Source organism: Pseudomonas sp. P110(2024) (assembly GCF_057480795.1).
In genome coordinates, this window is the sequence record NZ_JBLIYT010000010.1 from 162,062 (window position 1) to 188,066 (window position 26,005).

22 protein-coding genes are annotated in these 26,005 nt (G+C 66.1%); 11 read left to right on the plus strand and 11 right to left on the minus strand.

The genetic code is table 11. The annotated features are described in order from the left end of the window. The first annotated feature begins 7 nt into the window (after window positions 1-7). The 5 genes from AC25ND_RS17430 to mqo all read left to right on the plus strand — a co-directional run bounded on the left by AC25ND_RS17430 (window position 8) and on the right by mqo (window position 7,945). A complete protein-coding gene (locus tag AC25ND_RS17430; protein WP_486976457.1) occupies window positions 8-2,428 on the plus strand; it encodes a hypothetical protein in 2,421 nt (806 codons plus the stop codon). Further along, window positions 2,425-3,168, plus strand: a complete 744-nt coding sequence (locus AC25ND_RS17435; RefSeq protein WP_051555777.1) for a phytanoyl-CoA dioxygenase family protein — start codon at window positions 2,425-2,427, stop codon at window positions 3,166-3,168. Before AC25ND_RS17430 ends, AC25ND_RS17435 begins: the two co-directional genes overlap by 4 nt. Further along, the gene (locus AC25ND_RS17440) at window positions 3,165-4,331 is read left to right on the plus strand and encodes a hypothetical protein (RefSeq protein ID WP_186597193.1); all 1,167 of its coding nucleotides are present in this window, start codon (window positions 3,165-3,167) and stop codon (window positions 4,329-4,331) included. The genes AC25ND_RS17435 and AC25ND_RS17440 overlap by 4 nt, the downstream gene beginning before the upstream one ends. A 34-nt stretch (window positions 4,332-4,365) precedes the next feature. Continuing rightward, a complete protein-coding gene (locus tag AC25ND_RS17445; RefSeq protein ID WP_028693001.1) occupies window positions 4,366-6,054 on the plus strand; it encodes a hypothetical protein in 1,689 nt (562 codons plus the stop codon). 253 nt (window positions 6,055-6,307) lie between these two features. Continuing rightward, complete coding sequence (mqo, locus tag AC25ND_RS17450) at window positions 6,308-7,945, plus strand: malate dehydrogenase (quinone) (RefSeq protein WP_486976458.1); 1,638 nt, start codon at window positions 6,308-6,310, stop codon at window positions 7,943-7,945. A gap of 90 nt (window positions 7,946-8,035) precedes the next feature. Here mqo and AC25ND_RS17455 read toward each other — a convergent pair whose 3' ends face one another. After that, window positions 8,036-8,371, minus strand: coding sequence for an ArsR/SmtB family transcription factor (locus AC25ND_RS17455; RefSeq protein WP_082750421.1), 336 nt, complete (start codon window positions 8,369-8,371; stop codon window positions 8,036-8,038). 53 nt (window positions 8,372-8,424) lie between these two features. On the opposite strand from AC25ND_RS17455, the gene AC25ND_RS17460 reads away from it, so the two are divergent. Beyond that, a complete protein-coding gene (locus AC25ND_RS17460; RefSeq protein ID WP_186597197.1) occupies window positions 8,425-9,516 on the plus strand; it encodes an NADH:flavin oxidoreductase/NADH oxidase in 1,092 nt (363 codons plus the stop codon). A 102-nt stretch (window positions 9,517-9,618) separates the two neighbouring features. Here AC25ND_RS17460 and AC25ND_RS17465 read toward each other — a convergent pair whose 3' ends face one another. From AC25ND_RS17465 to AC25ND_RS17485, 5 genes are all read right to left on the minus strand, one after another. Beyond that, window positions 9,619-10,857 carry an NAD(P)/FAD-dependent oxidoreductase gene (locus AC25ND_RS17465; protein ID WP_028693005.1) on the minus strand — a complete coding sequence of 413 codons (1,239 nt, stop codon included), beginning with the start codon at window positions 10,855-10,857 and terminating at the stop codon, window positions 9,619-9,621. Window positions 10,858-10,860: 3 nt separating this feature from the next. Continuing rightward, the gene (locus AC25ND_RS17470; RefSeq protein WP_186597199.1) at window positions 10,861-12,438 is read right to left on the minus strand and encodes an aldehyde dehydrogenase (NADP(+)); all 1,578 of its coding nucleotides are present in this window, start codon (window positions 12,436-12,438) and stop codon (window positions 10,861-10,863) included. 96 nt (window positions 12,439-12,534) lie between these two features. Continuing rightward, a complete protein-coding gene (locus tag AC25ND_RS17475; RefSeq protein ID WP_069016391.1) occupies window positions 12,535-13,482 on the minus strand; it encodes a dihydrodipicolinate synthase family protein in 948 nt (315 codons plus the stop codon). A gap of 41 nt (window positions 13,483-13,523) precedes the next feature. Next, a complete protein-coding gene (locus AC25ND_RS17480; RefSeq protein ID WP_069016392.1) occupies window positions 13,524-14,450 on the minus strand; it encodes a 4-hydroxyproline epimerase in 927 nt (308 codons plus the stop codon). 23 nt (window positions 14,451-14,473) lie between these two features. After that, complete coding sequence (locus AC25ND_RS17485; protein WP_028693009.1) at window positions 14,474-16,090, minus strand: APC family permease; 1,617 nt, start codon at window positions 16,088-16,090, stop codon at window positions 14,474-14,476. 245 nt (window positions 16,091-16,335) lie between these two features. On the opposite strand from AC25ND_RS17485, the gene AC25ND_RS17490 reads away from it, so the two are divergent. After that, window positions 16,336-17,115: an AraC family transcriptional regulator gene (locus tag AC25ND_RS17490; RefSeq protein WP_028693010.1), complete on the plus strand. Its 780-nt coding sequence runs from the start codon at window positions 16,336-16,338 to the stop codon at window positions 17,113-17,115. Here the strand turns inward: AC25ND_RS17490 and AC25ND_RS17495 are convergent. Beyond that, window positions 17,103-17,990, minus strand: a complete 888-nt coding sequence (locus AC25ND_RS17495) for a LysR family transcriptional regulator (protein ID WP_028693011.1) — start codon at window positions 17,988-17,990, stop codon at window positions 17,103-17,105. The genes AC25ND_RS17490 and AC25ND_RS17495 overlap by 13 nt on opposite strands. 189 nt (window positions 17,991-18,179) lie before the next feature. On the opposite strand from AC25ND_RS17495, the gene moaB reads away from it, so the two are divergent. After that, the gene (gene moaB / locus AC25ND_RS17500; protein ID WP_062574861.1) at window positions 18,180-18,719 is read left to right on the plus strand and encodes a molybdenum cofactor biosynthesis protein B; all 540 of its coding nucleotides are present in this window, start codon (window positions 18,180-18,182) and stop codon (window positions 18,717-18,719) included. Between the two features lie 128 nt (window positions 18,720-18,847). Here moaB and AC25ND_RS17505 read toward each other — a convergent pair whose 3' ends face one another. Together AC25ND_RS17505 and moaA are read right to left on the minus strand one after the other, a co-directional pair. After that, window positions 18,848-19,747: a bestrophin family protein gene (locus AC25ND_RS17505; protein ID WP_050704306.1), complete on the minus strand. Its 900-nt coding sequence runs from the start codon at window positions 19,745-19,747 to the stop codon at window positions 18,848-18,850. 21 nt (window positions 19,748-19,768) lie between these two features. Continuing rightward, window positions 19,769-20,773 (minus strand): GTP 3',8-cyclase MoaA, encoded by a 1,005-nt coding sequence (gene moaA / locus AC25ND_RS17510; protein ID WP_028693014.1) that lies wholly within the window; start codon window positions 20,771-20,773, stop codon window positions 19,769-19,771. A gap of 255 nt (window positions 20,774-21,028) precedes the next feature. Here moaA and AC25ND_RS17515 point away from each other — a divergent pair, with 255 nt between their 5' ends. Further along, window positions 21,029-23,359 (plus strand): FdhF/YdeP family oxidoreductase, encoded by a 2,331-nt coding sequence (locus AC25ND_RS17515; protein WP_186597201.1) that lies wholly within the window; start codon window positions 21,029-21,031, stop codon window positions 23,357-23,359. Window positions 23,360-23,398: 39 nt separating this feature from the next. Here the strand turns inward: AC25ND_RS17515 and AC25ND_RS17520 are convergent, their stop codons facing one another. Continuing rightward, a complete protein-coding gene (locus AC25ND_RS17520; RefSeq protein ID WP_046856697.1) occupies window positions 23,399-23,857 on the minus strand; it encodes an Lrp/AsnC family transcriptional regulator in 459 nt (152 codons plus the stop codon). 151 nt (window positions 23,858-24,008) lie between these two features. On the opposite strand from AC25ND_RS17520, the gene AC25ND_RS17525 reads away from it, so the two are divergent. Beyond that, window positions 24,009-25,184, plus strand: coding sequence for a trans-sulfuration enzyme family protein (locus tag AC25ND_RS17525; RefSeq protein ID WP_062574858.1), 1,176 nt, complete (start codon window positions 24,009-24,011; stop codon window positions 25,182-25,184). A 52-nt stretch (window positions 25,185-25,236) separates the two neighbouring features. Here the strand turns inward: AC25ND_RS17525 and AC25ND_RS17530 are convergent, their stop codons facing one another. Next, complete coding sequence (locus AC25ND_RS17530) at window positions 25,237-25,473, minus strand: DUF465 domain-containing protein (protein ID WP_028693018.1); 237 nt, start codon at window positions 25,471-25,473, stop codon at window positions 25,237-25,239. A 116-nt stretch (window positions 25,474-25,589) separates the two neighbouring features. Between AC25ND_RS17530 and AC25ND_RS17535 the strand changes: the two genes are divergently transcribed. Then, the gene (locus AC25ND_RS17535; protein WP_062360558.1) at window positions 25,590-25,955 is read left to right on the plus strand and encodes a 5-carboxymethyl-2-hydroxymuconate Delta-isomerase; all 366 of its coding nucleotides are present in this window, start codon (window positions 25,590-25,592) and stop codon (window positions 25,953-25,955) included. Window positions 25,956-26,005: the final 50 nt, after the last annotated feature.

Here is a 26,005-nt window from a genome sequence, read left to right on the forward strand (position 1 = left end):
GAACCGCATGAGCATGACGACCCGCAACAACCGCGAACACGCGCAAGCTACCCATTACCCGAGTGCCGAGGAGCACCGTCGTCGCTGGCGGCGGCTGGCCCAGGCCATCGCGGCCAGGGCCGCGAGTATCAGCGACGACCCGGCGCTGCTGGTTGCGCCGCAGCGCCCCGGCACCCTCGAGATCCTCGGCTCGGGCATCGAGGCTTCGGACTTCAGCCGCAGCGACGAGGCACGGATCCTCGCCGCCGACCATGTGTTCTATTGCGTCGCCGACCCGGCCACCAAGATCTGGATCCTCTCGCAGCGTCCGGACGCCTATGACCTGTATGTGCTCTACGACGACAGCAAGCCGCGTTACCTGACCTACATGCAGATGACCGAGGCCATGCTGCATCACGTACGCAACGGCGAGCATGTAGTGGCGATCTTTTATGGCCACCCCGGCGTCTTCGTGCTGTCGACCCATCGCGCCGTGACCATCGCCCGCCGTGAAGGGCACCACGCCAGTATGCGCGCGGCAGTCAGCGCCCTCGACACCTTGTGTGCCGACCTGGGCGTGGACCCCAGCCAACCCGGCATGCAGATGTACGAAGCCACCGACATGCTGATCCGTCGCCGCCAGCCGGACCCGGGGCTGCACCTGGTGCTCTGGCAGGTCGGCCTGATCGGTGAACTGGGCTACCGACGCCAGGGATACCTGAACAGCAACTTTGCCGTGCTGCTCGACTACCTGGAGGATCTCTACGGCCCGGAGCATCCGGTGATCAACTATGTCGGTTCGCGCTACCCGGGGATCGATCCGCTGATCGACCGGCAGACCCTGGCCAGCCTGCGCGATCCGCTGGCGCAATCATGGGTGACTGGTATCTCCACCTTCTACCTGCCGCCGCGCACCGCCGGGCAGTCTGATCCGCAGATGCTTGAGCGGCTGGGATTGATCCGCCCCGGCCAACCGGTGCGCGCCGCCAGTGATCCGTTGCGGGTGATCGACCGCTACGACAAGCGTGAACGTCGTGCCTTCAGCGATTTCGCCCGCTTCGATGTGCCGGCCAGCTACCAGTGGCAGGCCGACACCGGTGCCGGGCGCTTCATTCTTGCTTTATCCGACGATGCCGAGTTGCGCCGGCAGTACCGCGACGACCCCCAGGCCGCGGTGCAGGCCTGGGGCGGGCTGGATGCCCGCGAACGGCATCTGCTGGGGCAACGCGACCCGGGCGCGGTGCAACTGGCGGCCAAGGGCGCCGATGCCCAGCGTCATCCGGGCAATCGGGAAGGGGTCGAGCACCTGTTGACCTATACCTCGGCCAGCAGCGCCTTGCACCGGGCGCTCAGCGCCGCCGCGCCGGGCGAACTGCGCGCTGCCGCCGCGGCCTGGTCGCGCAAGGCTGGCCTGAGCATCGACTGGCCGGGCATGAATGCCGAGCTCAATGCGCTGCTGCAGTCGAGCCTGGCGCCCTGGAGCGGCTTCTATCTCGACAGCAGTCGGCGCATGAGCCTCTCGTTGTTCAGCCGCATGAAGAACGCCGGTCTGCGTGTCGACCTCGATGGCCAACCGCTGGTGGGCGTGCGCTACCAGTCGGGCGTGCTGACCTGGAGCGCCGAGGCCGGCAATGGCAGTTCCGGTTACCTGCAATCGGATCTCTCGGTGCAGGGCGGGCGTAGCTGGATCGGGCTGGTGTGGCCCGCCGGGGAGCAGGCCGGGAGCGGTTACAAGGTGGCCTTGCGCGGGCAATCGCTGGCGCGTCCGGCCTGCCTGGCGGTAGGGGATTATCGAGTCGCCGGGGAGGCGCTGCGCATCGTGCCATCGGCCTCGGCGAGCCAAGGGGTGGATGTGTTGCGCGAGGGCGTGGCATTGCCCGGCGAAGTACTGTTCAACGGACGTGACACACGCATCGGTGATCGACGCCTGGCATTGTCGACGCGTCGTTTCGAGGACCTGGCGCAGTGGGCCCAGGGCGCTTACCGCCTGCGCCTGGTGCATGGTCGCCTGGCTGAGTTGCTGGCGTTGCGCCTGGGACCCTACGGGCTGGAGATCGCCGGCAAGCCGGTAACCGCCGAATTTCGCGAGGGACGCATCCAGTGGCAGGGGGGGCCGCCGGCCGTGGAGTCCGGCCAGTTGGACGTGACCCTCGACCCGATCACGCTCAAGCCGCTGTTGCATGGCCAGGGTCGCAGCGCCGCGGGCAACAAGGTGCAACTGCGCGGCATGGCCCTGATCGAGCCACTGTGGATAGACCAACTGCTCGAGCAGCCACGGCTGGGCTTGCCCGAATGGGCCTGGCGGCACCTGGTGGCGGTGATGGTGGCGGCCAGCGACAAGGGCGGGATCTTCCTCTGGCATGGCTATGACCGCGCGCGCGGCAACCTGCGCCAGTTGCGCGAGGCGCTGGCGCGGTTGCGCCAGGATGAAATGGAGGATGCCGGATGAACATGCGCGTGCAGCCGTTGCTGGCCGGGGTGGATCGTGCCTGGCTGATGGCCGAGGCCGGTGCCCGGCCACGGCGCAACCGTCTGGTCCTAGATTACGACACCCGGCGCTTTCCCTTCGCCGCGGCGCTGACACGGGACGTGTACAAGGTGCAGCGCCTGGACCGGCTGCACCTGTATCTGCGCCAGCACTACCTCGAGCGTGGCCGCCCGGCGCGGCTGCGCCCAAGGGACAACCTGCTGCTCAGCGACATGATGGAGCGTCAGCCTGCCACGGCCGATTTCTGGACCCTCTACCATGCCTTCATGCTCCAGGTGCTGGCGCCATTGGTGGGGCGTGGCATTTCCTATACCAGCCATCCGAAGCTGCGCGTGCACCTGGCCGGCACGCCCAGCGTGAGTTCGTTCCACCACGATATCTGTGTTACCGAGCGCATCGACCAGGTCAACTTCTGGATGCCGTTCACCGATGTCGAGGCGGGCGCCGCCCTGTGGCTGGAAAGCGACTATGGCAGTGCCGACTACAGCCCGGTCAGCCTGCGCTACGGCCAGGTGTTGATCTTCGATGGCGGCTACCTGGGACATGGCTCGATGCGCAACGACAGCGAGCGTACCCGGGTGAGCCTGGACATGCGCTTCTCCTACAAGAAAGCCACCACCCGCGCCGAAGGGGTCGCCTTGCTCGACCACCTGGCCGGGATCCTCGCGCCTGACAGTGTCAGTGAAGGAGTACCGACATGAACAACCAAGCCTTGCAGAGCCTGCTCGATGGTCTGGTCGATCCCGGCTACGGCACCCGGCCGCCCAAGGCGGTGTCGCTGGTGCACTACGGCCCGGACGGGGTGAACGTCGCCACCCGGGGCCGGGCCGAATACCACGGCCAGGCCGATGGCGGCCTGGAGGTGCGCTACCGCTCGGTGGACGGCGGGGGCATCCCCCATGCTGACAGCCATCTGCTGATCGATGCCCAGGGGCGGGCGCGTTCCTCGATCACCCGTCTGCTCGATGACCAGGGCCAGGTGCGGCGCTCGGTGTTCGGCCAGTACGATGCCCTGCACCTCACTGCCGCCGGCACGCCATCCCACGGCCTGGCCACGCTGTCGGTAAACGATGGCCAGGGGCGTCTCGTCCACCAGGCGCAGATGGCCTATGACGAGGAGTGCTATGCCAGCTACAGCACCCGACAGTTCGATGCCGATGGCCGTCTGTTGGGGCGCACCTGCGTGTCCTATGGACAGGCGCAGATGGCCGGGACCCGACTGACCGGGGGCATGCTTGCCGTAAGTCATTCCGATGGCCGAGGCACACGGACCTACAGCGCCAAGTCCTACCTGGGTTCCACTGGGGTGCCTTACCAGGTGATCGGCACACGCTACATCGAAGGCGGCAATGCCGTGCTGGAGCACATCAACTCCGACTACGGCGGCGTGCTGTTCGACGCCCGCCGCCAGGTCCATGGCGGCGAACTGGTGGTACGCACCTATGCCGCCTGCGGCAAACCCCGTAGCGCCACGGCCCTGCGCTATCGCCAGGGGCAACTGGTGGGCCGGCAGCGGTTGGATTTGGAAGGCGTCATGACGCGGGTCAGGCCTGCGCCGTTGCTCTGCTCCTGCGCCCCCTGGACACCCAACCGTGCCGCCGATCGCTGCAGTGTGCAGCGGCGCCAGGACGGCAGCCTGTTGCAGCGGCGCGAAGACTGGTTCACCCAGCCGGGCAGCAGCGGCACGCCTCGCCGCACCCTGGTGACCCTGTATGCCCGCGACGGCCAGCGGGTGATCCGTGTGACCGATGTGGACTATGCCGGGGCGCAGTTCGACAGCCGTGGCCTGCCGGTCGGCGGCAGCATCCTGTCCACCCACTACCAGGCCGGGGTGCGCAGCACCACGGCGTGCATTGCGTATTGATGTGTCATTCACCGCAACCAGCAAGGAGAGCAACGTGAACACTGCCAATACCGCCAAACTGAGCACCGCCACGCAAATCAACGAGACCGTGAAGCTGAGCAACCAGTCCGGTGTCGATGTCGTGGTGCTCGATGCCCATGCCGCCAGCGGCACCAGCGAACAGGGCTATCTGCAGGACCTCAAGTTCCTGTCGATGGCCAGCGGCAACGTGCTGAAAAACGGTGCCAGCACCACCGCCACGCTGCATGACACCTACGTCAACAGCCAGCATCAGACCGCCGTTTCGCATCTCTACAACCTGCTGGTGTCCAGGACCGACTCGTTGTTTCCGGTGATGACCGTGGGCGAGCAACTCGACTTCAACACCGAGACCTACCCCGACATCAATATCACCGCAGCGGCGGCGAAGAATATGCAGACCGCCCTGACGTTCTGCCAGAACATCATGACCTCGCCTTCGTCGCAGATGTCGGCCAACTTCCAGTCGGCCATGAAAGATGCCTTCAGCAGCGGTTCGGTCGCCGATGGCAATGCCAAGATGGCGGCGTTCTTCAACCAGTATCCGACATTTGCCGGCCTGGACTTCCCCAGCTATGTCGCGGTCAGCACCTGGATGCGCGGCTTCGCCTATCTGTGGGGAATGAACGACCAGGGCAAGCCGGGCGCGACCTTCTATGTGTACTCGGCGGCCACCGGGCAGAATGCCAAGGGCGCGACTTCCGAGGGCACCATCACCTTTACCCGCAAACCCAACGCGCCGTCGCCGGCCGACCCCAGCGACCGCCAGAGCGCCTATACCATCACCCTTACGTCCCAGGGCAGCAGCAAGACGCTGCAGTTCTCCAATGGTCAGCTGATCGACAGCAGCGGCGGTGCCATTACCCTGAACTGCACCTTTGGCTACAAGGGCACTTTCACTGGCAAGGATTCGGACACCACGGCCCTGACCCTGCTGGCCGGCACGATGCTGGGCAAGTCGGTGATCGCCATCCCGCTGGCGCCGGAGTCTGGCTGGGACAAGTTCTGGTCGAACCTGACCTTCGGCACCGTGTTCAAGTACTTCATGGAAGCCATGGGATTGTGGATGGCGCTGGACTTCCTCAAGCAGAAACTGACTGCCAAGAATGACAAGCTGGCCGAGGACAAGGCCAACGAGAACGATGGCAAGGACCCGACTTCCGAGCAGGTGCAGGAGGCGCAGAACGACGGCCAGCAGGTTGGCGACCAGGCCCGTGCCGACAACCAGGCGCAGCTCGACAACGCTTCGGGCGACGTGCAGGCCGAGGTGCCGAGCGAGGCGGACTTCTCTTCCTCGGTGTCCGAAGTGCGCGCCAGCGGCAGTTCGGCGTACAAGTCGGTGGCCAGCGACAATACCGGCGGGGCGATCGACAGTGCCGCCGAACAGGTGAGTGACCTGGCCCAGATCGAGGTGACTGATCAGTTGGAAGAGGCTAACGACAACCTGCTCGAGGCCAAGGGCCAGCTCGAGGCCGGTGATATCTCGGGGGCCAACACCAACGTCACCACGGTCAATGAGCAACTGCCGCAAATCGTCGAAGACATGGGCAACGCGGTGAGTGAAGAACTCGCGGAGCAGGTGAAGGAGGCCGTGGAGGTGCAGGCCGAGGCGACCGAGCTGTCCGAAGAGGTCAACGACACTGCCGAGGAAACCGAGGGCGGCACCGAGGAGCCGTTCGAGGACGGTGTGTTCCCGGAGGCCTGAGGTAGTACAAAGCGGCGCGGCCCACCCTGATGCGAAGTGCCGCATTGACAGGGTGGGCCGCGTTTGTTTGTGCTGGCAATTCGGTTACAATCCGTAAATCGTTTCAGCCTTGTCGGTCAATCCGACCAAAGGCTGGCGCGTCCAATGTCTCTCTGGCTGCTGAACAATGATCACAACAAGCCTGCGCTGAAGAACATGGAATACCTGGGCCAGCCACAGGCCCACCCTCCGTTCTACTGACTGGAATCGATCAATGTTCAAGAAAGCTGGCAAGACCTTGCTGGGTCTGGCAGTCGCGGCGAGCTTCATGCAAGCGCACGCCGAAGACACCAAGAAAGTCGACGTGCTGCTGGTTGGCGGCGGCATCATGAGTTCCACCCTGGCGGTCTGGCTCAACGAGCTGGAGCCGAGCTGGTCGATGGAAATGGTCGAGCGCCTGGACGGCGTCGCCGAAGAAAGCTCCAACGGCTGGAACAACGCCGGTACCGGCCACTCCGCGCTGGCCGAGCTGAATTACACTCCGGAAGACAAAGACGGCAAGGTCAACATCACCAAGGCCATCGAGATCAACGAGTCGTTCCAGATCTCCCGTCAGTTCTGGGCCTGGCAGGTACGCCAGGGCGTGCTGAAGAACCCGCACTCGTTCATCAACACCACCCCGCACATGAGCTTCGTCTGGGGCGATGACAACATCAAGTTCCTGAAGAAGCGCTACGACGCCCTGCAGGCCAGCCCGCTGTTCCGTCCGATGCAGTACTCGGAAGACCACGCGCAGATCGCCAAGTGGGTCCCGCTGATGATGGAAGGCCGTGACCCGAACCAGAAGCTGGCCGTGACCTGGACGCCGATCGGCACCGACGTCAACTTCGGTGAGATCACCCGTCAGTTCGTCGGTCACCTGAAGACCAAGGAAAACTTCGACCTGAAGCTGTCCAGCGAAGTGCAGGACATCACCCGCAACGAAGACGGCTCCTGGCACGTCGAGTACAAGAACCTGAAGGATGGCACCGAGCACGCCACCGACGCCAAGTTCCTGTTCATCGGTGCCGGCGGCGGCGCGCTGAAGCTGCTGCAGAAGTCGGGCATCCCGGAAGCCAAGGAATACGCAGGCTTCCCGGTGGGCGGCTCGTTCCTGGTGACCGAGAACCCGACCGTTGCCATGCAGCACATGGCCAAGGCCTACGGCATCGCCTCGACTGGCGCGCCACCCATGTCGGTTCCGCACCTGGACACCCGCGTGCTGGACGGCAAGCGCGTGATCCTGTTCGGGCCATTCGCCACCTTCTCGACCAAGTTCCTGAAGAACGGTTCGTACCTGGACCTGCTGAGCAGCACCACCACCCACAACGTCTGGCCGATGGCCCGCGTCGGCATCGATCAGTACCCGCTGGTCGAGTACCTCGCCGGCCAGCTGATGCAGTCCGACGACGACCGTTTCGCCGCCCTGCAGACCTACTTCCCGAACGCCAAGAAGGAAGACTGGAAACTGTGGCAGGCCGGTCAGCGCGTGCAGATCATCAAGCGTGATGCCGACAAGGGCGGCGTGCTGAAGCTGGGCACCGAGGTCGTGGCTTCCGAAGACCGCACCATCGCCGGCCTGCTGGGCGCCTCGCCAGGTGCCTCGACCGCCGCGCCGATCATGCTCAACGTGCTGGAAACCGTGTTCAAGGAGAAGGTCGCCACCCCTGAGTGGCAGGCCAAGATCAAGGAGATCGTCCCGAGCTACGGTACCAAGCTGAACGATTCGGCCGCCGCCACCCAGAAAGAGTGGGACTACACCGCCGAAGTCCTGCAACTGGAGAAGCCGCCGGTGATCGACCAGAGCGTCAAGACCAGCGTGGCGCCAGCCGCATCGGTCGAGAGCAAGCCTGCGAACGACATGGCGCTGTAAGGCCCCTGCTTGCCGGGCTTGCCCGGCAACACCCACCACGAGGATCGCCCCTGGCGGCCTCGTGGTTTTTTTGTGCCTGGATTCAGGGGCTTAACGCTGCTCGAGAATACTGCCCAGCAACCCCGGGAAGCGGCTTTCGAGCTCATCGCTGCGCAGTGAGTTCATGTGCGTGGTACCAACGTTGCGAGTGTGCACCAGCCCTGAATCGCGCAATACGCGAAAGTGATGGGACATGCTCGACTTGGGCCGGCCGCCGTCCAGCTCACCGCAACTGGCTTCGGCAACACCGGCCAGATGGCGGACGATTTCCATGCGCACAGGGTCGCTCAGGGCGTAGAGCAGGCGCTCCAGCGTCAGGTCTTCGGGATTGGGGTGGGTATAGGCTCGCATGGACGACATGATAACGGGGGTTTCACAAATTGCCATAGTTCGAATATGATCGAACAATCGTATCCAACCCCCGTCCCTGGAGTGACCTCATGGCCGCCTTGTTCGAACCCTACACCCTCAAAGACGTCACCCTGCGCAACCGCATTGCCATTCCGCCGATGTGCCAGTACATGGCCGAGGATGGCCTGATCAATGACTGGCACCAGGTGCATTACGCGGGCCTGGCCCGTGGTGGCGCCGGCCTGGTGGTGGTCGAGGCCACGGCGGTGTCGCCGGAAGGGCGCATCACCCCCGGCTGCGCCGGCATCTGGAACGACGCCCAGGCCCAGGCCTTCGTGCCTGTGGTCAAGGCGATCAAGGCCGCCGGTTCCGTGCCGGGCATCCAGATCGCCCACGCCGGTCGCAAGGCCAGTGCCAACCGCCCCTGGGAAGGTGATGACCATATCGCCGCCGACGATGCCCGTGGTTGGGACACCATTGCCCCGTCCGCCATCGCCTTTGGCGGCCACCTGCCGAAAGTGCCCAAGGCCATGACCCTGGACGATATCGCCCGGATCAAGCAGGACTTCGTCGATGCCGCGCGCCGTGCCCGCGATGCCGGCTTCGAGTGGATCGAGCTGCACTTCGCCCACGGCTACCTGGGCCAGAGCTTCTTCTCCGAGCACTCCAACCAGCGTACCGACGCCTATGGCGGCAGCTTCGACAACCGCACGCGCTTCCTCCTGGAAACCCTGGCCGCGGTACGTGAGGTGTGGCCGGAGCACCTGCCGCTGACCGCTCGCTTTGGCGTGGTGGAGTACGATGGGCGTGACGAGCAGACCCTGCTGGAGTCCATTGAACTGGCCCGTCGCTTCAAGGCTGGCGGCCTCGATCTGCTGAGCGTCAGCGTCGGCTTCACCATTCCCCAGACCAACATCCCGTGGGGCCCGGCATTCCTGGGGCCGATCGCCGAGCGGGTGCGCCGCGAGGCGAAGCTGCCGGTGACCTCGGCCTGGGGCTTTGGCACGCCGGAGCTGGCCGAGGGCGCGTTGCAGGCCAATCAGCTCGACCTGGTGTCGGTAGGGCGTGCGCACCTGGCTGATCCGCACTGGCCGTATGCCGCCGCCAAGGCCCTGGGCGTGGACAAGGCGGCGTGGACGCTGCCGGCGCCTTATGCGCATTGGCTTGAGCGGTATCGCTGAGTGAGGCTGGGGCCGCTTTGCGGCCCTTTCGCGACCCAAGGCCGCTCCCACAGGGAACGCGCAGGCCTTGCACCGCGAAAGAGGCGCAAGGCCCCGGCAATCTCAGAACCGATCCAACTGGTATGCTTGTTCCACTTCGGCCCCCGCAGCCAACCGCCCCACCCACTCCGCCGTCACCGCCGCCTGGGTCAACCCCAGGTGCTGATGCCCGAACGCTAGCAGCACCTTGCCATCGGCCACTCGGTCGATCACCGGCAGCGAATCCGGCAACGAAGGCCGGAACCCCATCCACGGCGTCGCCCCCTCGGCATCCAGCTCGCGCCGGAACAAGCCCTTGCTCAACCGATGCAGTTGCCACGCCCGCTGCATGCTCGGCGGCGCCTCGAGTCCGGCGAATTCCACCGTGCCGGCCAGGCGCAGGCCGTCGGCCATGGGCGTCATGATGAACTTGCGCTCCAGCGAGGTGACGGCGAACGGCAGGCGCTGGTGCTCCGCCGGCAGCATCAGGTGGTAGCCGCGCTCGGTATCCAGCGGTACCCGCCGACCGGTCAGGGCGGCCGTGAGTCTCGCCGAATGTGCCCCGGCACTGATCAACACCTGGCGGGCCTCGAGGGTGCCCTGGTCGCTGGCGAGGCTGATGCCCTGGCCATGCACCTGGCCGCCATCGACCTCGGCGCGCAGGAAGCGTACGCCACTGGCCCTGGCGGCGCTGAACAGTTCGCAGACCACCTGGTAGGGGTCGAGGAAGTGACCGGTGCGCGGGAAGAACAGGCCACCCAGGATCGACGGACTCAACTGCGGTGCCGCTTCGCTTACCGCCTCAGCCGACCACAGGTCCACGGGCACGGCCTGTGCCTGCAGGCGGGCGCGCAACGCCGCGAGCGCCTGGCGCGATGCGTGGCGTTCGAACACCAGCAGTGAACCGTCCTCCTTGAGCAGGTGGCTGCGCTCGATGGAGGCGAGCAGCCGTTGCCAGGCGCCGAGGCTGCTTTCGTTCAGCGCACGAAGGCCCGCGACGCTGCGCTGGAACGGCGCCGGTCGCAGGTTGAGCAGCAGGCGGGTGAACCAGGGCAGGGCCCGTGGCAGGTACTTCCAGTCCAGGCGCAGCGGGCCCATCGGGTCCAGCAGCATGGCCGGCAGGCGCTTGAGAATCGACAGGTCGGCGATGGGAAACACCTGCTCGGTGGCCAGGTGCCCGGCATTGCCAAAAGACGCACCGTGGCCCGGTGCCTGGCGATCGATCAGCAGCACCCGGTGGCCCTGGCGGGCCAGCTGCAGGGCGCAGGCGACGCCGACAATGCCGGCGCCGACCACGGCGATGTCCGTGTCAGTGGCGGTCATGGTTCAGCCTTCCCGCCGGCCATCGAGCAAGCGGCGCAGGTGCAGCGGGTTGCCCTGTTGCAGCGCAGTGGGCAGCAGAGCATCGGGGAAGTCCTGGTAGCACACCGGGCGCAGGAAACGCAGGATCGCCGCGGTGCCCACCGAGGTGCCGCGGGTGTCGGAGGTGGCCGGGAACGGGCCGCCGTGGACCATCGCGTCGCACACCTCGACGCCGGTCGGCCAACCGTTGATCAGGATCCGCCCGGCCTTGCGTTCGAGGGTGGGCAGCAGTTGGCGGGCGCAGTCGAGGTCGGCGGCGTCCAGGTGCAGGGTGGCGGTCAGCTGCCCTTCCAGGTGTTCGGCGATCTGGCGGATCTGCTCGTCGTTGTCGCAAGCGACCACCAGCGAGGCGGCGCCGAACACTTCGGCCTGCAGCGCCGGATCGGCGAGAAACGCCTGGGCCGAGGTGACGAACAGGTGCGCTTGGCACTGGTTCGGGCCGTGATGGGGCTGGCCGCTGGCGATCTGGCGGGCATTGCCGTTCTCACCCAGCGCGGCGACGCCATTGGCATAGGCGCTGGCAATGCCCGGGGTGAGCATGGTCTGTGCCGCGGCTTGCCGGACATGCTCGGCGGCGGTGCTGATGAAACGTTCGAGTGCTGGACCCTGGCGGGCGATCAACAGCCCGGGGTTGGTACAGAACTGGCCGGCACCCTGGGTCAGCGAAGCGACGAAGGTTTGGGCCAGAGATTCCGCTCGGTCCTGCAGGGCGGCGTCGAAGAGGAACACCGGGTTGATCGAGCTCATTTCGGCATAGACGGGGATTGGCTCGGGACGTGCCTGGGCGGCCTGGCACAGCGCGAGGCCGCCACTGCGCGAGCCGGTGAAGCCGACGGCCTTGATGCGCGGGTCGCTGACCAGACCGATACCGACCTCGCGGCCGGCGCCGTACAGCAGCGAGAACACGCCTTCGGGCAGCTCGCACTTCGCGACTGCCCGGGCCACGGCCTGGCCGACCAGCTCGCTGGTGCCGGGGTGGGCGCCATGGGCCTTGACCACCACCGGGCAACCGGCGGCCAGTGCCGAGGCGGTGTCGCCGCCGGCCACCGAGAAGGCCAGCGGGAAATTGCTGGCGCCGAACACCGCCACCGGGCCCAGGGCAACCTGTCGTTGGCGCAGGTCGGGACGTGGCAGTGGCTGGCGCTCGGGCAGGGCGTTGTCCACCCGTACATCCAGCCATTCACCGGCCCGCACCACGCGAGCGAAGGTGCGCAGTTGCGCGCAGGTGCGGCCGCGCTCGCCCAGCAGACGCGCCTTGGGCAGGCCGGTCTCGGCGTTGGCGCGGTCGATCAGGGCATCGCCCAGGGCTTCGATCTGCTCGGCGATGGTGTCGAGAAAGTGGGCGCGTTGTTCGGAGGTGGTTTCGCGGTAGGCATCGAATGCCGCCCAGGCCAGGTCGCAGGCCTGGGTTAGCTGTTCGGCGCTGGCGCCGGCGTAGGGTGGGGCGAGCGGGGTGTCGGTGGCCGGGTCGATGGCATGGATCGCGGCCTGGGTGCCTGTGACGGCGCGCTGGCCGATCAGTAGATTGCCGGTGAGGGTCATGGGGCGTCCTGGAGAATCTGGATAAGGTCTGGACCTGTTGGGGGCGCCATGCGCCCCTTTCGCGACACAAGGCCGCTCCCACAGGAGTTGCGGTGATCAGGCGATGTTCTGCTCGGCCGACCAGCTGGCGTACCAGGTGCGGAACAGCGCGTACTGCTGTTCGGCGTAGTGCCGCTGGGCGTCGGTGAGGGCGTCGGTTTCGTTGAAGTGCAGGCGGTACTCGCTGTCGCCGTTGAGCACCATCAGGTGCTTGTAGTACAGCACCAGGTCGCAGCCTTCATCGAACGACGACAACACCGCCAGCGCCGACTCCAGCTCCCGAGCCTGGCGCCGGGCCTTGGCATCGCCCTTGGCGGCGCGCTTGCTCAAGCTGACCAGTTGCAGCACTTCACGGGGCAGCGCGTTGCCGATGCCGGTGATGGCGCCGGTGGCGTTGCAGTTGACGAAACCGTGCACCACTTGGGTGTCGACGCCGACCATCAGGGTCACATCATCGTCCTGGGAGGTGATGTGCTCGGCGGCGTAGCGCAGGTCGGCGGCGCCGCCGAACTCCTTGAAGCCGATCAGGTTGGGGTACTCGCGACGCAGGGCGAAGAACAGGTCGGCGCGGGTGGCGAAACCGTAGTAGGGGCTGTTGTAGATCACCGCTGGCAGCTTCGGCGCGGCGGCGAGAATCGCCGAGAAGTGGTGTTGCTGGGCGGTCAGCGATGCGCCACGGGACAGCACCCGGGGGATGACCATCAGGCCGGCGGCGCCGACCTTGGCGGCGTGGGATGCGTGGGACACAGCCTCGCGGGTGTTCACCGCGCCGGTGCCGACGATGGTCGGGATGCCGGCGGCGACCAGGCGCGCCACGCCCTCCTGGCGTTCGGCCTCGTTCAGCAGCGGCCAGTCGCCCATCGAGCCGCAGTACACCACGGCGCTCATGCCGGCGTCGATCAGTTCGCGGCCCTTGCGCACCAGGGCGTCGAAGTCCGGTTTGCGCTCGGCGGTGCAGGGGGTCATCAGGGCGGGCATGGTGCCGGTGAAGATGTTGTCGGTCATGGTTGTCACTCCTGGCGGTATTCAGTGGGAAATGAACGGGGTCAGATGCCCCAGGCGAACGGGTCCTGCTCGTCGATCAGCAGGGTGCTGTCGGCGGTCATGTGGGCACGGCCGGTGATGAACGGGCGAATGCGTTCGCCGTCGCGCTCGTAGCGGCCATGGAACTGGCTGCCGGTGATGCTGGCCTGGACCCAGGTCTGGCCTTCGGCGAGCTTGCCGTCGGCGGCCAGGCACGCCAGCTTGGCGCTGGTGCCGGTGCCGCAGGGCGAGCGGTCGTAGGCCTTGCCGGGGCACATGACGAAGTTGCGGCTGTCGGCGTTGGCGTCGTCGGCGAACAGTTCGACATGGTCGATCGGGGCGCCGTGTTCGCCGGTGATGCCTTGGGCCTCGAGGGTCTTGAGCAGGGTCCAGGCGTAGTCGGTGAGGGTTTCGCGGTTGTCCAGCGCGATGCGCTGGCCGTGGTCGGAAACCAGGAAGAACCAGTTGCCGCCCCAGGCGATGTCGCCGCGCACCAGGCCGTGCCCCGGCACGTCCACGGCAACCTGCCGGCGGTAGCGGTAGGACGGCACGTTGCCGACGGTGACGGATCCATCGTCATGCAGGGTGGCGCTGACCTGGCCGACCGGTGTATCGATCTTGTGCACGCCCGGCTCGATCAGGCCCAGGTGGCGTAGCGAGGCAACCAGGCCGATGGTGCCGTGGCCGCACATGTTCAGGTAGCCGGCGTTGTTGAAGAAGATCACCCCGCAGGTGGCATCCGCAGAGACCGGCGGGCAGTACAGCGCGCCCACCAGCACATCGTTGCCACGTGGCTCCAGCAGGCAGGCGCGGCGCCAGTGGTCGTGCAGCTCGCGCAGTTCGTCGCGCTGCTCGGCCATGCTGCGGCCGTGCAGGGGCGGGAAGCCCTTCATCACCAAGCGGGTCGGTTCGCCGCCGGTATGGGAGTCGATTACATGAACCTGTTTCATCAGCGTGTCCATTCGGTAGTGGGTCAGGAGGCGACGGCGGCGGGGTGCTGGCCGGCATGGGGTTCGCTGCCGGCTTCGCTTTCATCGTCGCCATCGAGCCGCACCAGCCGGGCCGGCACGCCAGTGGCCGCGCCCCAGTAGTAGATGCCCAGGGCAGTGGCGGCGACGATCAGGGTGTCCAGCGGATGGCCGATCACGCCCAGACCGCCGAAGCTGCCCAGCCAGGAAAGGAAAATGGTCACGGCGTAGAAGCCGATCAGCCAGGCCGACGAGCGCACCTGCTGGCCCAGCGACAGGTGTTCGGTGGGCACGAAGCGGCGGCACAGCAGGTACAGCACGAACATCACGATCTGCAGCGCCAGCAGCCAGGACACGGTGTTCCAGCCCGACCAGTAGACGATCAGCGCGGCGATGATGAACGACAGCGGGCCGAGCACGCCCATGCCTTTGACCCGGAACGGCCGGGCCATGTCGGGGGCGCTGCGGCGCAGGGCGGCGACCGAAACCGGGGCCACCGCGTAGCTGAGCACCAGGGCGGCAGAGACCACGTTGATGAGCGCTTCCCAGGACGGGAACGGCAGGGTCCAGAACACCGCCAGGCCGAAGGTCAGCCACAGCGCCGGGCGCGGGATGCCGGATTGCTCGTCGATGCGGGTGAAGTACTTGAAGAAGGTGCCGGTCTGCGCCCAGCCATAAATCACTCGTGGGGTGGCATTCATGTAGATGTTGCCGCAGCCGCTGGGCGAGATCACCGCGTCGGCCACCACCAGGTAGGCCAGCCAGCCGACGCCCAGGGCCAGGGCGATGTCACGGTAGGGCAGGGCCAGCTCCTTGGTCACTCCGGCCCAGCCGTTGGCAATCATCTCGGTCGGCACGCTGCCGAGGAACGCCAGTTGCAGCAGGGCGTAGATCGCGGTGGACAGCAGCACCGAGAGAATCAGCGCGATGGGGATGGTGCGCTGCGGGTTCTTCACCTCGCTGGCCACCGAGATGATCGGCGTGAGCCCCAGGTAGGCGAAGATGATGCCGCCGGCCGACACCGCCATTTCCACGCCGGACAGGCCGAACGGCGCGAAGCCCTGGACCTCGAAGTTCTCCGGCTTGAAGAAGGTGAACAGCACGCCGATCACCAGCAGCGGCACGATGAACTTGAACACGCTGACCAGGTTGTTGGCCTTGGCGAAGGTCTTCACGCTGCGGTAGTTGAGCAGGAAGAACAGCCCGAGCAGGGCGAACTGCACCAGCCAGCCGAGCACCGTCGGGTCGCTGGAGCCGGTCTTGGTCAAGGCCGGAAACCAGGCCGCGGCATACTGGCGCGAGGCAACCACCTCGATGGCGATCAGGCTGGAGAAGGCGATCAGGGTGATGAAGCCCATCAGGTAGCCCAGCAGCGGGCCATGGGAGTACACCGGGTAGCGCACCACGCCACCGGCCCGCGGCAGGGCGGCGCCGAGCTCGCAGTAGACGATGCCCAGCAGCAGCACGGCGAAGCCGCCGAGGAACCAGGAGAGGATGCCGGCCGGGCCGGCGATGGCCGAGACGTGGCTGGCGGCGAATAGCCAGCCGGAGCCGAAGATGGCGCCCAGGCCGATGAAGGTGAGGTCCAGCAGGGACAGCTGTTTCTTGAATTTGCCTGACATGGTTGCGCCTTTTTGTAGGTTTTGGATAGGCAGGTCTGATGTCACGATGCGGCTTGGTCGGCCGCGCTCTTGTAGGTCGTGGGGCGGCTTGCGTGGGGCATAGAGTGGACCGATCGAGGCCGGCGTTCTTGATGGTTTTCTGCAAGGTGGGTGACGAAATCGGCATAGTCGGGCGCGAGTGCTGGCGCCCGGCGGGGGCTGCTGACTAGGCTTGCAGGGCCGCGAGAGCCACGAGGGATAACCGCATGCCCGAGCAACCATTGACTGCGCTGTACCAGCACCTTGACCAGCATCGCCCTGAATCCCTCGAAGCCTTGCTGGCCGGCGTGGTCTGGCTGCTGCCGATGCTCGATGTCCTTGCCAACGCGGCGATCTTCATCAAGGACGACCAGGCTCGCTATGTCCTGGCCAACCGCACACTGGTCCAGCGCTGTGGCCTGAAGCACCTGGCACCCTTGCTGGGCAAGACCAGCGCCGAGGTGTTCCCGGCGCGCCTGGGCCCCGGCTATACCGAGCAGGACCGCCGGGTGCTGGAGCAGGGCCTGGTGCTGGAAGACCAGCTGGAGCTGCACCTGTACGGCAGCCGCGAACCGGGCTGGTGCCTGACCCACAAGCGTCCGTTGTACGAGCCGGCGGGGAGAATCATCGGCCTGGTGGGCATTTCGGTCGACCTGCAGTCAGCCGCCGACACCCACCCCGCCTACCAGCGTCTGGCGGCGGTGGATGCGCATATCCGCGCGCATTTCCACCAGCCGATCAGCATGGGCGAGCTGACCCGCATCGCCGGGATTTCGGTGGCGCAGCTGGAGCGTTACTGCAAACGGGTGTTCCACCTCACGCCCCGGCAGATGATTCACAAGGCCCGCCTGGAGCATGCACATCAACTGCTGCACAGCGACCTGCCGATCATCGAGGTGGCCCTGCGCTGTGGCTACACCGACCACAGCGCCTTCAGCCGGCAGTTCAGGCAACTGACCGGTTTCACCCCGCGACAGTACCGCCAGGCGACGGCTCAGGAGGGTTGAAACAGGGCGCGGGCCTCGTCGAAACACTGCTCGGCGATGGCCGAGCGCGGCTCGCTGCGGCGCAGCAGCAGGCCGACCGGGCTGTGGATGCTGGCTTCCTGCACCGGGATGATGCGCATGTGCTGGCTGAGGTCTTCCAGGCCGCAGTCCAGTGGCATGATCGCGCAGCACACGCCGGTGCTGATCGCCTGGATCAGCTGGAAGGTCGAGTCGCTCTCGAGCACGGCATTGGGCGCAAGGCCCCGGCTGCGCAAGCTCAGGTCGAGGGACTGGCGGTAGTGCATGCCCTTGCTCAGCAGGCCCAGCGGCAGCTCGCCGAGGTCTTCCCAGCGCAGGCTGTCGGCCTCGAACTGGAAGTGCCGGGTGTCGTGCAGCAGGCCCATGGTGGTGGTGCTCAGCTCGATCACTTCGAAGAAGCTGGTGTTGACCTGGTCGAGGTAGCAGATGCCCAGGTCGAGCTGGTTGCGGCTCAGGCCATCGATCACCTGCTCGGAGCTCAATGACGACAGCTGGAAGTGCAGCTCGGGGTACTTCTCACGCAGTGGCATCAGCAGTTGCATGGGGTTGAAGCTGGCCAGCGGCACGGTGCCCAGGCGCAGGCTGCCGACCACCTGGCCGCGGCAGCTGGCGGCCTCGGCCTGCAGGCCGTCATGGGCGGCGAGCAGGGTGCGGGCCCAGGCCAGGATGCGTTCGCCGGCTTCGGTGAACCCTTCGAAGCGCTGGCCGCGCTTGACCAGCACCAGGTCCAGTTCGTCCTCGAGGTTGCGCAGGCGCATGGACAGGGTCGGCTGGGTGATGTGGCACAGCGCCGCGGCCTGGCCGAAGTGGCGGGTCTGGTCGAGGGCGATGAGAAACTTGAGCTGTTTGATGTCCATGGTGCGGCCTGGGGTTGCGGGGTGGGTAGACCTTAACCAAGAGTGAAGCACCTGGCTAATCCTTGATGAACATTCAGCCGGTCCTGCAGCAGCGATAGAAAGCGTCGATCATCCGGTACGCCCTATCGATTGGACGCTGCCGGGGCTTGTCTCTAACGTGGCCGCGAAGCCAATCCTGGAGCAAAGGCCATGAGCGTGAAACCGGACGCGGTGTTCGTACCGCTGAACATCGCGGTGCTGACCGTCAGCGACACCCGCACCTACGACACCGACACCTCCGGCGAGCTGCTGGCCAGCCGCGCCGTCGGCGTGGGCCACCGCCTGGTGGCGCGGGAGCTGCTCAAGGACGACCTGTACAAGATCCGCGCCCAAGTCGCCACCTGGATCGCCGACGACCAGGTGCAGGTGGTGCTGATCACTGGTGGCACCGGCTTCACCGGGCGCGACAGCACGCCGGAGGCGGTGGACTGCCTGCTGGACAAGCGCATCGACGGGTTTGGCGAGCTGTTCCGCGCCCTGTCGATCCTTGATATCGGCACCTCGACCGTGCAGAGCCGGGCCCTGGCCGGCCTGGCCAACGGCACCCTGGTGTGCTGCCTGCCGGGCTCGACCGGCGCCTGCCGCACGGCCTGGGAAGGCATCCTGGCCGAGCAACTGGATGCGCGGCACCGGCCGTGCAATTTCGTCGCGCACCTCAAACCAATCGGGGCCTGCGAAAGCCGCGGTTGACCTCAGGAACCCCATCGCGGGGCAAGTCGCATCGGCGCACCGCCGCTCCCACGCCGATCTCATATCAGCACACACAGGCTGGCGTTGGAGCGGCGGTGCGCCGATGCGACTTGCCCCGCGATGAGACTTCAACTCAACACATGATCCACCGGCACCAACGCCGGTGGCAGCGGCTCATGCCCCAGCGCCGCCAGCACGTCGCGCTCGACGGTACGCACTAGCGCATCGGTCGGCAGGTCGTTTTCGTCCCGGCCGAACGGGTCCTCCAGCTCGTTACCGATCGCATCCAGGCCGAAGAAGGTGTAGCTGACGATGGTGGTGAACAGCGGTGCCAGCCAGCCCAGCGGTTCTGCCAGGGCAAACGGCAGCAGCAGGCAGAAGATGTAGATGGTGCGGTGCAGCAGCAGGGTGTAGGGGAACGGCAGCGGCGTGCCCTTGATCCGTTCGCAGGTGGCCTGCACGTCTGACAGGCCGGCCAGGCGCTGCTCCAGGAGCGTGTAGCGGAACTCGCTGATCGCGCCGTCCTTCGCCAAGCGTGAGCACTGGGCACCGATATCGCGCAGGATGCCGTCGCACACGTTGTGCGCGGTGATCGGCGCGCCCTCGGCCAGCCAGGTGCGCGCCAGGGGCAGCTCGTCTTCGTTGCGCAGCCGGGCATTGAGGGCATGGGCGAAGCCGCACAGGCCACGCAGCATCTGCGCGCGCAGCTGCTGATCCTCGATCGCCACGCTTTCACGCACGAACGAGCGCACCTCGATGATCATCCGTCCCCAGGCCTTGCGGCCCTCCCACCAGCGGTCGTAGCAGGCGTTGTTGCGAAAACTCATGAAGATCGACAGCGACAGCCCCAGCAGGGTGAAGGGCGTGGCGCTGACCGGGTAGAACAGCGCCGGGTAGTGCCGCTCGATCAGCACGATCAGTGCCGCCAGCAAGGTCACCGCCAGGCAGCGCAAGGCGATGCGCTGGACGATCGAGCCCTTGAGGGTGAACAGCACGCGCAGCATGTCGGGGCGTGAGTGGACGATCAAGACGGTTCCAGAGGCGGGCGATCAGCCGCCGGTCATGTTCATGAAGCGCAGGATCTGCACCTCGCCGCCCACTTCGAAGTGGTGGCGGTAGGGCTTGAGCTGCATGGCGTCGCGCAGGGTCTTTTCCAGGCGGGCGCTGTCGCCGGGGTGCTGGCGCAGGACCTGCTTGAGGTCCACCGAGTGCTCGTTACCCAGGCACAGCAGCAGGCGGCCTTCGACGGTCAGGCGCACGCGGTTGCAGGTGGCGCAGAAGTTGTGGCTGTGCGGCGAGATGAAGCCGACCCGGGTGTCGGGCGCTTCGGCCAGGCGCCAGTAGCGCGCCGGGCCCTGGGAGGACTCGGCCGACTCGACCAGGGTGAAGTGCTCGGCCAGGCGGGCGCGCACGTCGTCGCTGGAGCAGAAGGACTCGCCGCGCTCGTGCTCGCTGATGACGCCCAGGGGCATTTCTTCGATGAACGAGATGTCCAGCTCGCGGTCGATGGCGAAGCGCACCAGGTCGACGATTTCGTGGTCGTTGCGGCCCTTGAGCACCACCGCGTTGAGCTTGGTGCGGCGAAAGCCCGCGGCGCGCGCGGCGTCGATGCCCGCGATCACCTGCGTGAGGTCGCCGGTACGGGTCAGGGCGCGGAAGCGCTCGGGGTCAAGGCTGTCGAGGCTGATGTTCAGGCGCGAGACGCCGGCATCGAACAGCGGCTGGGCCAGGCGGCCGAGCTGCGAGCCATTGCTGGTCAGGCACAGTTCGCGCAGGCCGGGCAGGGCGGCGATGCGCGCGCACAGCCCGACGATGCCCTGGCGCACCAGGGGCTCGCCACCGGTCAGGCGGATCTTGCGGGTGCCCAGGGCGACGAAGCGCTCGGCGACCAGGTACAGCTCCTCGAGGCTGAGAATCTGCTGGCGCGGCAGGAACTGCATGTCTTCGGCCATGCAATAGACGCAGCGAAAATCGCAGCGGTCGGTGACCGACATCCGCAGGTAATCGACTTTGCGGTTGAAACCGTCGATCAGGGCCTGGGGGTTCTTTTCCACGTTCACGCTCGACCTGTGCAGTGGCTGGGGGCGGCGAAAGGCCGCAGACAAGGTTCAAGCTATAACCTGCGCCCAGTGACGTCAAATTGCTTTCCCCGACCGCTCGATAAGTCTCCTCTATCACCACCGCAGGCCACGCAGCACAAGGGCTCTGCCGGGTGATCGAGACGGTTTATCACGCTGTCGTTTATTTCGATTGGACGCACTGGGAGCGGCTTCTTAGGCTGGAAAAAACACCGTGCGGAGAAGCGCAGCATGAGCCAGGACGAACACATCAGGGACTACAAGGGGCCGGCCGCCGGCTGGGGCGCGCTCAAGAGCGTGACCAAGAGCTGGCTGGGCAGCGAGAACGCCTTCAAGAACCTGCGGGCCATGCTCAAGACCAACCAGAACGGCGGTTTCGACTGCCCGGGTTGTGCCTGGGGCGAGTCGCCGGAAAGCGACATGGTCAAGTTCTGCGAGAACGGCGCCAAGGCGGTCAACTGGGAGGCCACCGGCCGCTCGGTGGATCCGGCGTTCTTCGCCCGCTACAGCGTCAGCGCCCTGCTCGAGCAGACCGACTACTGGCTCGAATACCAAGGCCGCATCACTCACCCGATGCGCTATGACGCGGCCACCGACCATTACGTCGAAACCAGCTGGGACGAGGCGTTCGCCCTGATCGCCCGGCACCTCAACGGCCTCGAATCGCCGGACCAGGCCGAGTTCTACACCTCGGGCCGGGCCAGCAACGAGGCGGCGTTCCTCTACCAGCTGTTCGTGCGCGCCTATGGCACCAACAACTTCCCCGACTGCTCGAACATGTGCCACGAGGCCAGTGGCGTGGGCATGGCCGAAACCCTCGGCGTGGGCAAGGGCACCGTGGTGTTCCATGACCTGGAGCTGGCCGATGCGATCTTTGTCATCGGCCAGAACCCCGGCACCAACCACCCGCGCATGCTCGAACCGCTGCGCGAGGCGGTCAAGCGCGGCGCCCAGGTGGTTTGCTTCAATCCGCTCAAGGAGCGGGGCCTGGAGCGATTCCAGCATCCGCAGCACCCGTTCGAGATGCTCAGCAACGGCTCCGAACCGACCAACACTGCCTATTTCCGCCCGGCGCTGGGCGGCGACATGGCGGCCATGCGAGGGATCGCCAAGTTCCTCCTGCAGTGGGAGCGCGAGGCGCAGCTCAATGATGAGCCGCCGGTGTTCGACCATGCCTTCATCGCCGAGCACACCAGTGGCGTCGAGGCCTACCTGGCCGTGGTGGACGCCACGCCCTGGGAGCATATCGTCGAGCAGTCGGGCTTGAGCAAGGCCGAGATCGAGCTGGCCGCGCGCATGTACCGCAAGGCCGAGCGGGTGATCATGTGCTGGGCCATGGGCGTGACCCAGCACCGCCACTCGGTGCCGACCGTGCAGGAGATCGTCAACCTGCAGCTGCTGCGCGGCAACGTCGGCAAGCCCGGCGCCGGCCTGTCGCCGGTGCGCGGACACAGCAACGTGCAGGGCGACCGCACCATGGGCATCGACGAGAAGCCCAAGGCGGCGCTGCTCGACGCCATCGAGAAACGCTTCCAGTTCAAGGTGCCCCGCGAGCACGGCCATAACGCCGTGCTGGCGATCCAGGCCATGGAAGAGGGGCGGGCCAAGGTGTTCGTCGCCCTGGGCGGCAACTTCGCCCAGGCGACTCCGGACACCCCGCGTACCCACGCGGCGCTGCGCAACTGCGAACTGACCGTGCAGATTTCCACCAAGCTCAACCGCTCGCACCTGGTCACCGGGCGCGATGCGTTGATCCTGCCGTGCCTGGGCCGCACCGAGATCGACATCCAGGCCAAAGGGCCGCAGGGCGTCACCGTGGAAGACACCTTCAGCATGGTGCACATCTCCCATGGCCAGCTGAAGCCGCGCTCGCCGCTGCTGCGCTCGGAACCGGCCATCGTCGCCGGGATGGCCAAGGCCACCCTGGGCAACAAACCGATCGACTGGGACTACGCGATTGCCGACTACGGCCGCATCCGCGGCATGATCGCCGATGTCATCCCGGGCTTCAGCGAATTCAACGCGCGCCTGCAGCATCCCGGTGGCTTCCACCTGGGCAACAACGCCGCCGAGCGCAACTTCCGCACGGCCACCGGCAAGGCGCGCTTCACCCCCAGCCCGCTGCCGGAGCAACTGGTCAACGCCCAGGTGCTGGCCCGTGGTGACAAGCCCGACCTGATCCTGCAGACCCTGCGTTCCCACGACCAATACAACACCACGCTGTACGGGCTGGATGACCGCTACCGTGGCGTGTTCGGCCTGCGCGAGGTGGTGTTCGTCAATGAGGCGGATATCCGTCGACTGGGCTTCGAACCGGGCGAGGAGGTGGACCTGGTGTCGCTCTGGGAGGATGGTCGCGAGCGGCGGGTCTCGGGGTTCCGCCTGGTGGCCTATGACGTGCCGCAAGGCCAGGCGGCGGCCTACTATCCAGAGACCAACCCGCTGGTGCCGCTGGAGAGCTATGGCGAGGGGACCTACACGCCGACCTCGAAGTTCGTGGCGATCAAGCTGGAGAAGGCCAGGGCCGGAAACCGGATCGAGGCGACAATCACAACCGACTGATGTTGGTGCCCGCTCCCACGCCACCGCCTCCGCCCGCTCCTAGCGCCCCACCGGGTACGCCGTGGTGTACTTCATCTGCTCCATGGCAAAGCTCGAGGTGATGTTCGACAGCCCGTCGGTGCTGGTGATCAACTTCTTGTAGAAGCGGTCGTAGGCGGCAATGTCGCCCACCACCACCCGCAGCATGTAGTCCCAGTCGCCAGACATGCGGTAGACCTCCATCACCTCCTCGAACGCCGTCACCGTGGCGGCGAACTGCGCCAGCCAGGCGCTGTCGTGGCGCTGCGTCTTGAGCTGGACGAACACCGTCAGGCCCAGGCCCAGGCGCTCGGGGTCGAGCAGGGCGACGCGGCCGCGGATGTAGCCTTCCTCTTCCAATCGCTTGACCCGCTTCCAGCACGGCGTGGTGGACAGGTTGACCGCCTCGGCCAGGTCCTTGAGTGACAGCGACGCGTCGCGCTGGAGCAGGGTGAGGATATGCTGGTCGAAACTGTCCATGATGTCGTCAGGTGGGGTGGAGGAACGTTTTCCAAGGTTAGCCGCATGCTGAGAACGTTGAAACCCTTTCAGGCGCTTCGTCGACAGCAACGTTCCGTTGGCGCCGGGGCCCGGCGGATATGAGATAGTGGCGGTTTTCCATCCTCAGTCAATGGACCCGACCATGTCCGACAAACCGCGCAATTTTGCCACCCGCACCATCCACGCCGGCGAGCAGTCCAGCGTCGCCGACAACGCCATCTTCCCGGCCATCGTCACTTCCAGCTCGTTCATCAAGCGCGGCCTGGACGACAACCCCGAATACGCCTACAGCCGGGTCAGCAACCCGACCCGGCATGCCTACGAGACCTGCGTGGCCGCACTGGAGGAGGGCGTCGGCGCGGTCGCCTGCGCCTCGGGCGTCAGCGCCACCGCCACGGTGCTCGAACTGCTGTCCAAGGACGCCCATGTGGTGGTGATGAACGGTGTCTATGGCGGCACCTTCCGCCTGCTGGAAGACTACCGTGGACGCACCTCGGGCCTGACCACCACCTATGTCGACCTCAACGACGTCGAGGCCGTGGCCGCAGCTATCCGCCCGGACACGCAACTGATCTGGATCGAGTCGCCGACCAACCCGCTGCTGCACCTGGTGGACATCAAGGCGGTCTGCGACCTGGCCCGCGCCCGTGGGGTGATGACCTGCATCGACAACACCTTCTGCTCGCCCTGGAACCAGCAGCCGATCACCCTGGGCGTGGACCTGGTGATGCATTCGGCGAGCAAGTACATCGGCGGCCACTCCGACCTGACCGGCGGCGTGGTGGTGGCGGCCAATCACGAGCTGCTGGGCCGTTTGCGCAAGATCAGCATGGCGGTCGGCGCGATCCAGGGGCCGTTCGACTGCTACCTGGCGCTGCGCGGGCTGAAGACCCTCGATGTACGCATGGAGCGCCAGAGCGCCAATGCCCTGCGCGTGGCGCAGTTCCTCGAACAGCATCCGCAGGTCGAGCAGGTCTACTACCCGGGGCTGGAAAGCCATCCGCAGCATGAACTCAGCAAGCGTCAGATGCGCACCGGCGGTGCGGTGGTGGCGTTGCGCATCAAGGGAGATCGGGCCGCGGTCAACCGCCTGGTCGAGGCGCTGTCGATCTTTGTCCTGGCCGATTCGCTGGGCGGCGTGGAGAGCATGATCAACCACTCCTGGAGCATGTCGCACAACTCCCTGAGCCCGGAGCAGAAGGGCGTGATGGGGATCAGCGAGAACCTGGTGCGATTGTCGATCGGGATCGAGGACTACCGGGATCTGATCGAGGACCTGGATGCGGCGTTGAAGGCGTCCGCGTAACGGCCGCCGACGCTATCGCGGGCTTGCCCCGCGATGGCGTCAGTGAGGGGAATCAGGATTTGGGCGGATGGACGATCCGTTCGATCTTGTCCTTGAGCAGCAGGCGTTCCCTGCGCAGCAGGTTGACGGTGTCGTCGTTGGTGGCGTTGCCCTCGGCGGCCACCACTTCCTTGTCCTTGGCGTTGTATTCCTTGTGCAGCTTGTGCAGGTCCTGGTTCTTGTCGATGAGGGCCTGGAACTGGTCGGCGGTCACGTGCAGGTCTGCGAGCAAATCATGCGGAACTGGCATTTCTTCACCTCTCTCAGGGTTGGTAAACGAGCCTGAACCAAGAGGATAGTCGCCTTTGCCGCATTGCGGGACTGGGTTAGGCTGTCGCCCATCCCTGCGTAACCGGAACCTGCGCCATGCCTCACCTGAACCTGGAATACAGCGACAACCTGCGCGAACTCAACGTCGATGTGCTACTGCTGCGACTGAATCACGCCCTGGTCGGCAGCGGCCAGTTCGCCGAAGAGCTGGACATCAAGAGCCGTGCCCAGTCCTTCGCCCAGTATCGGGTCGGTACCGCGCCGAGCGAGCGGGCCTTCGCCCATGTGCGCCTGGCGATCCTCAGCGGACGCACGCCGCAAGTGAAACAGCAGTTGTCCAACAGCCTGCTCGAGGTACTGCGCGAAGCGATCCCCGGCCAGCCCGGTCTGGACATCCAGCTGTGCGTGGAGGTCCTGGACATCGATCGCGAGCCGTACGCCAAGCTTCGCCTGCCTGGCTGAATGGCAGCTGAATGAAAGTTGTTTAACCGATGAAAGACGTCGACAGACTA

What these genes read in the sequence shown, in the direction of transcription:
- AC25ND_RS17530 (WP_028693018.1), bottom strand. Translation starts at nt 25,473, where the DNA reads ATGCCAGTTCCGCATGATTTGCTCGCAGACCTGCACGTGACCGCCGAC.
- AC25ND_RS17440 (WP_186597193.1), top strand. Translation starts at nt 3,165, where the DNA reads ATGAACAACCAAGCCTTGCAGAGCCTGCTCGATGGTCTGGTCGATCCC.
- AC25ND_RS17520 (WP_046856697.1), bottom strand. Translation starts at nt 23,857, where the DNA reads ATGGACAGTTTCGACCAGCATATCCTCACCCTGCTCCAGCGCGACGCG.
- AC25ND_RS17480 (WP_069016392.1), bottom strand. Translation starts at nt 14,450, where the DNA reads ATGAAACAGGTTCATGTAATCGACTCCCATACCGGCGGCGAACCGACC.
- AC25ND_RS17525 (WP_062574858.1), top strand. Translation starts at nt 24,009, where the DNA reads ATGGACCCGACCATGTCCGACAAACCGCGCAATTTTGCCACCCGCACC.
- AC25ND_RS17490 (WP_028693010.1), top strand. Translation starts at nt 16,336, where the DNA reads ATGCCCGAGCAACCATTGACTGCGCTGTACCAGCACCTTGACCAGCAT.
- AC25ND_RS17535 (WP_062360558.1), top strand. Translation starts at nt 25,590, where the DNA reads ATGCCTCACCTGAACCTGGAATACAGCGACAACCTGCGCGAACTCAAC.
- mqo (WP_486976458.1), top strand. Translation starts at nt 6,308, where the DNA reads ATGTTCAAGAAAGCTGGCAAGACCTTGCTGGGTCTGGCAGTCGCGGCG.
- AC25ND_RS17460 (WP_186597197.1), top strand. Translation starts at nt 8,425, where the DNA reads ATGGCCGCCTTGTTCGAACCCTACACCCTCAAAGACGTCACCCTGCGC.
- AC25ND_RS17455 (WP_082750421.1), bottom strand. Translation starts at nt 8,371, where the DNA reads ATGGCAATTTGTGAAACCCCCGTTATCATGTCGTCCATGCGAGCCTAT.
- AC25ND_RS17495 (WP_028693011.1), bottom strand. Translation starts at nt 17,990, where the DNA reads ATGGACATCAAACAGCTCAAGTTTCTCATCGCCCTCGACCAGACCCGC.
- AC25ND_RS17430 (WP_486976457.1), top strand. Translation starts at nt 8, where the DNA reads ATGAGCATGACGACCCGCAACAACCGCGAACACGCGCAAGCTACCCAT.
- moaB (WP_062574861.1), top strand. Translation starts at nt 18,180, where the DNA reads ATGAGCGTGAAACCGGACGCGGTGTTCGTACCGCTGAACATCGCGGTG.
- AC25ND_RS17475 (WP_069016391.1), bottom strand. Translation starts at nt 13,482, where the DNA reads ATGACCGACAACATCTTCACCGGCACCATGCCCGCCCTGATGACCCCC.
- AC25ND_RS17435 (WP_051555777.1), top strand. Translation starts at nt 2,425, where the DNA reads ATGAACATGCGCGTGCAGCCGTTGCTGGCCGGGGTGGATCGTGCCTGG.
- AC25ND_RS17485 (WP_028693009.1), bottom strand. Translation starts at nt 16,090, where the DNA reads ATGTCAGGCAAATTCAAGAAACAGCTGTCCCTGCTGGACCTCACCTTC.
- AC25ND_RS17515 (WP_186597201.1), top strand. Translation starts at nt 21,029, where the DNA reads ATGAGCCAGGACGAACACATCAGGGACTACAAGGGGCCGGCCGCCGGC.
- AC25ND_RS17465 (WP_028693005.1), bottom strand. Translation starts at nt 10,857, where the DNA reads ATGACCGCCACTGACACGGACATCGCCGTGGTCGGCGCCGGCATTGTC.
- AC25ND_RS17470 (WP_186597199.1), bottom strand. Translation starts at nt 12,438, where the DNA reads ATGACCCTCACCGGCAATCTACTGATCGGCCAGCGCGCCGTCACAGGC.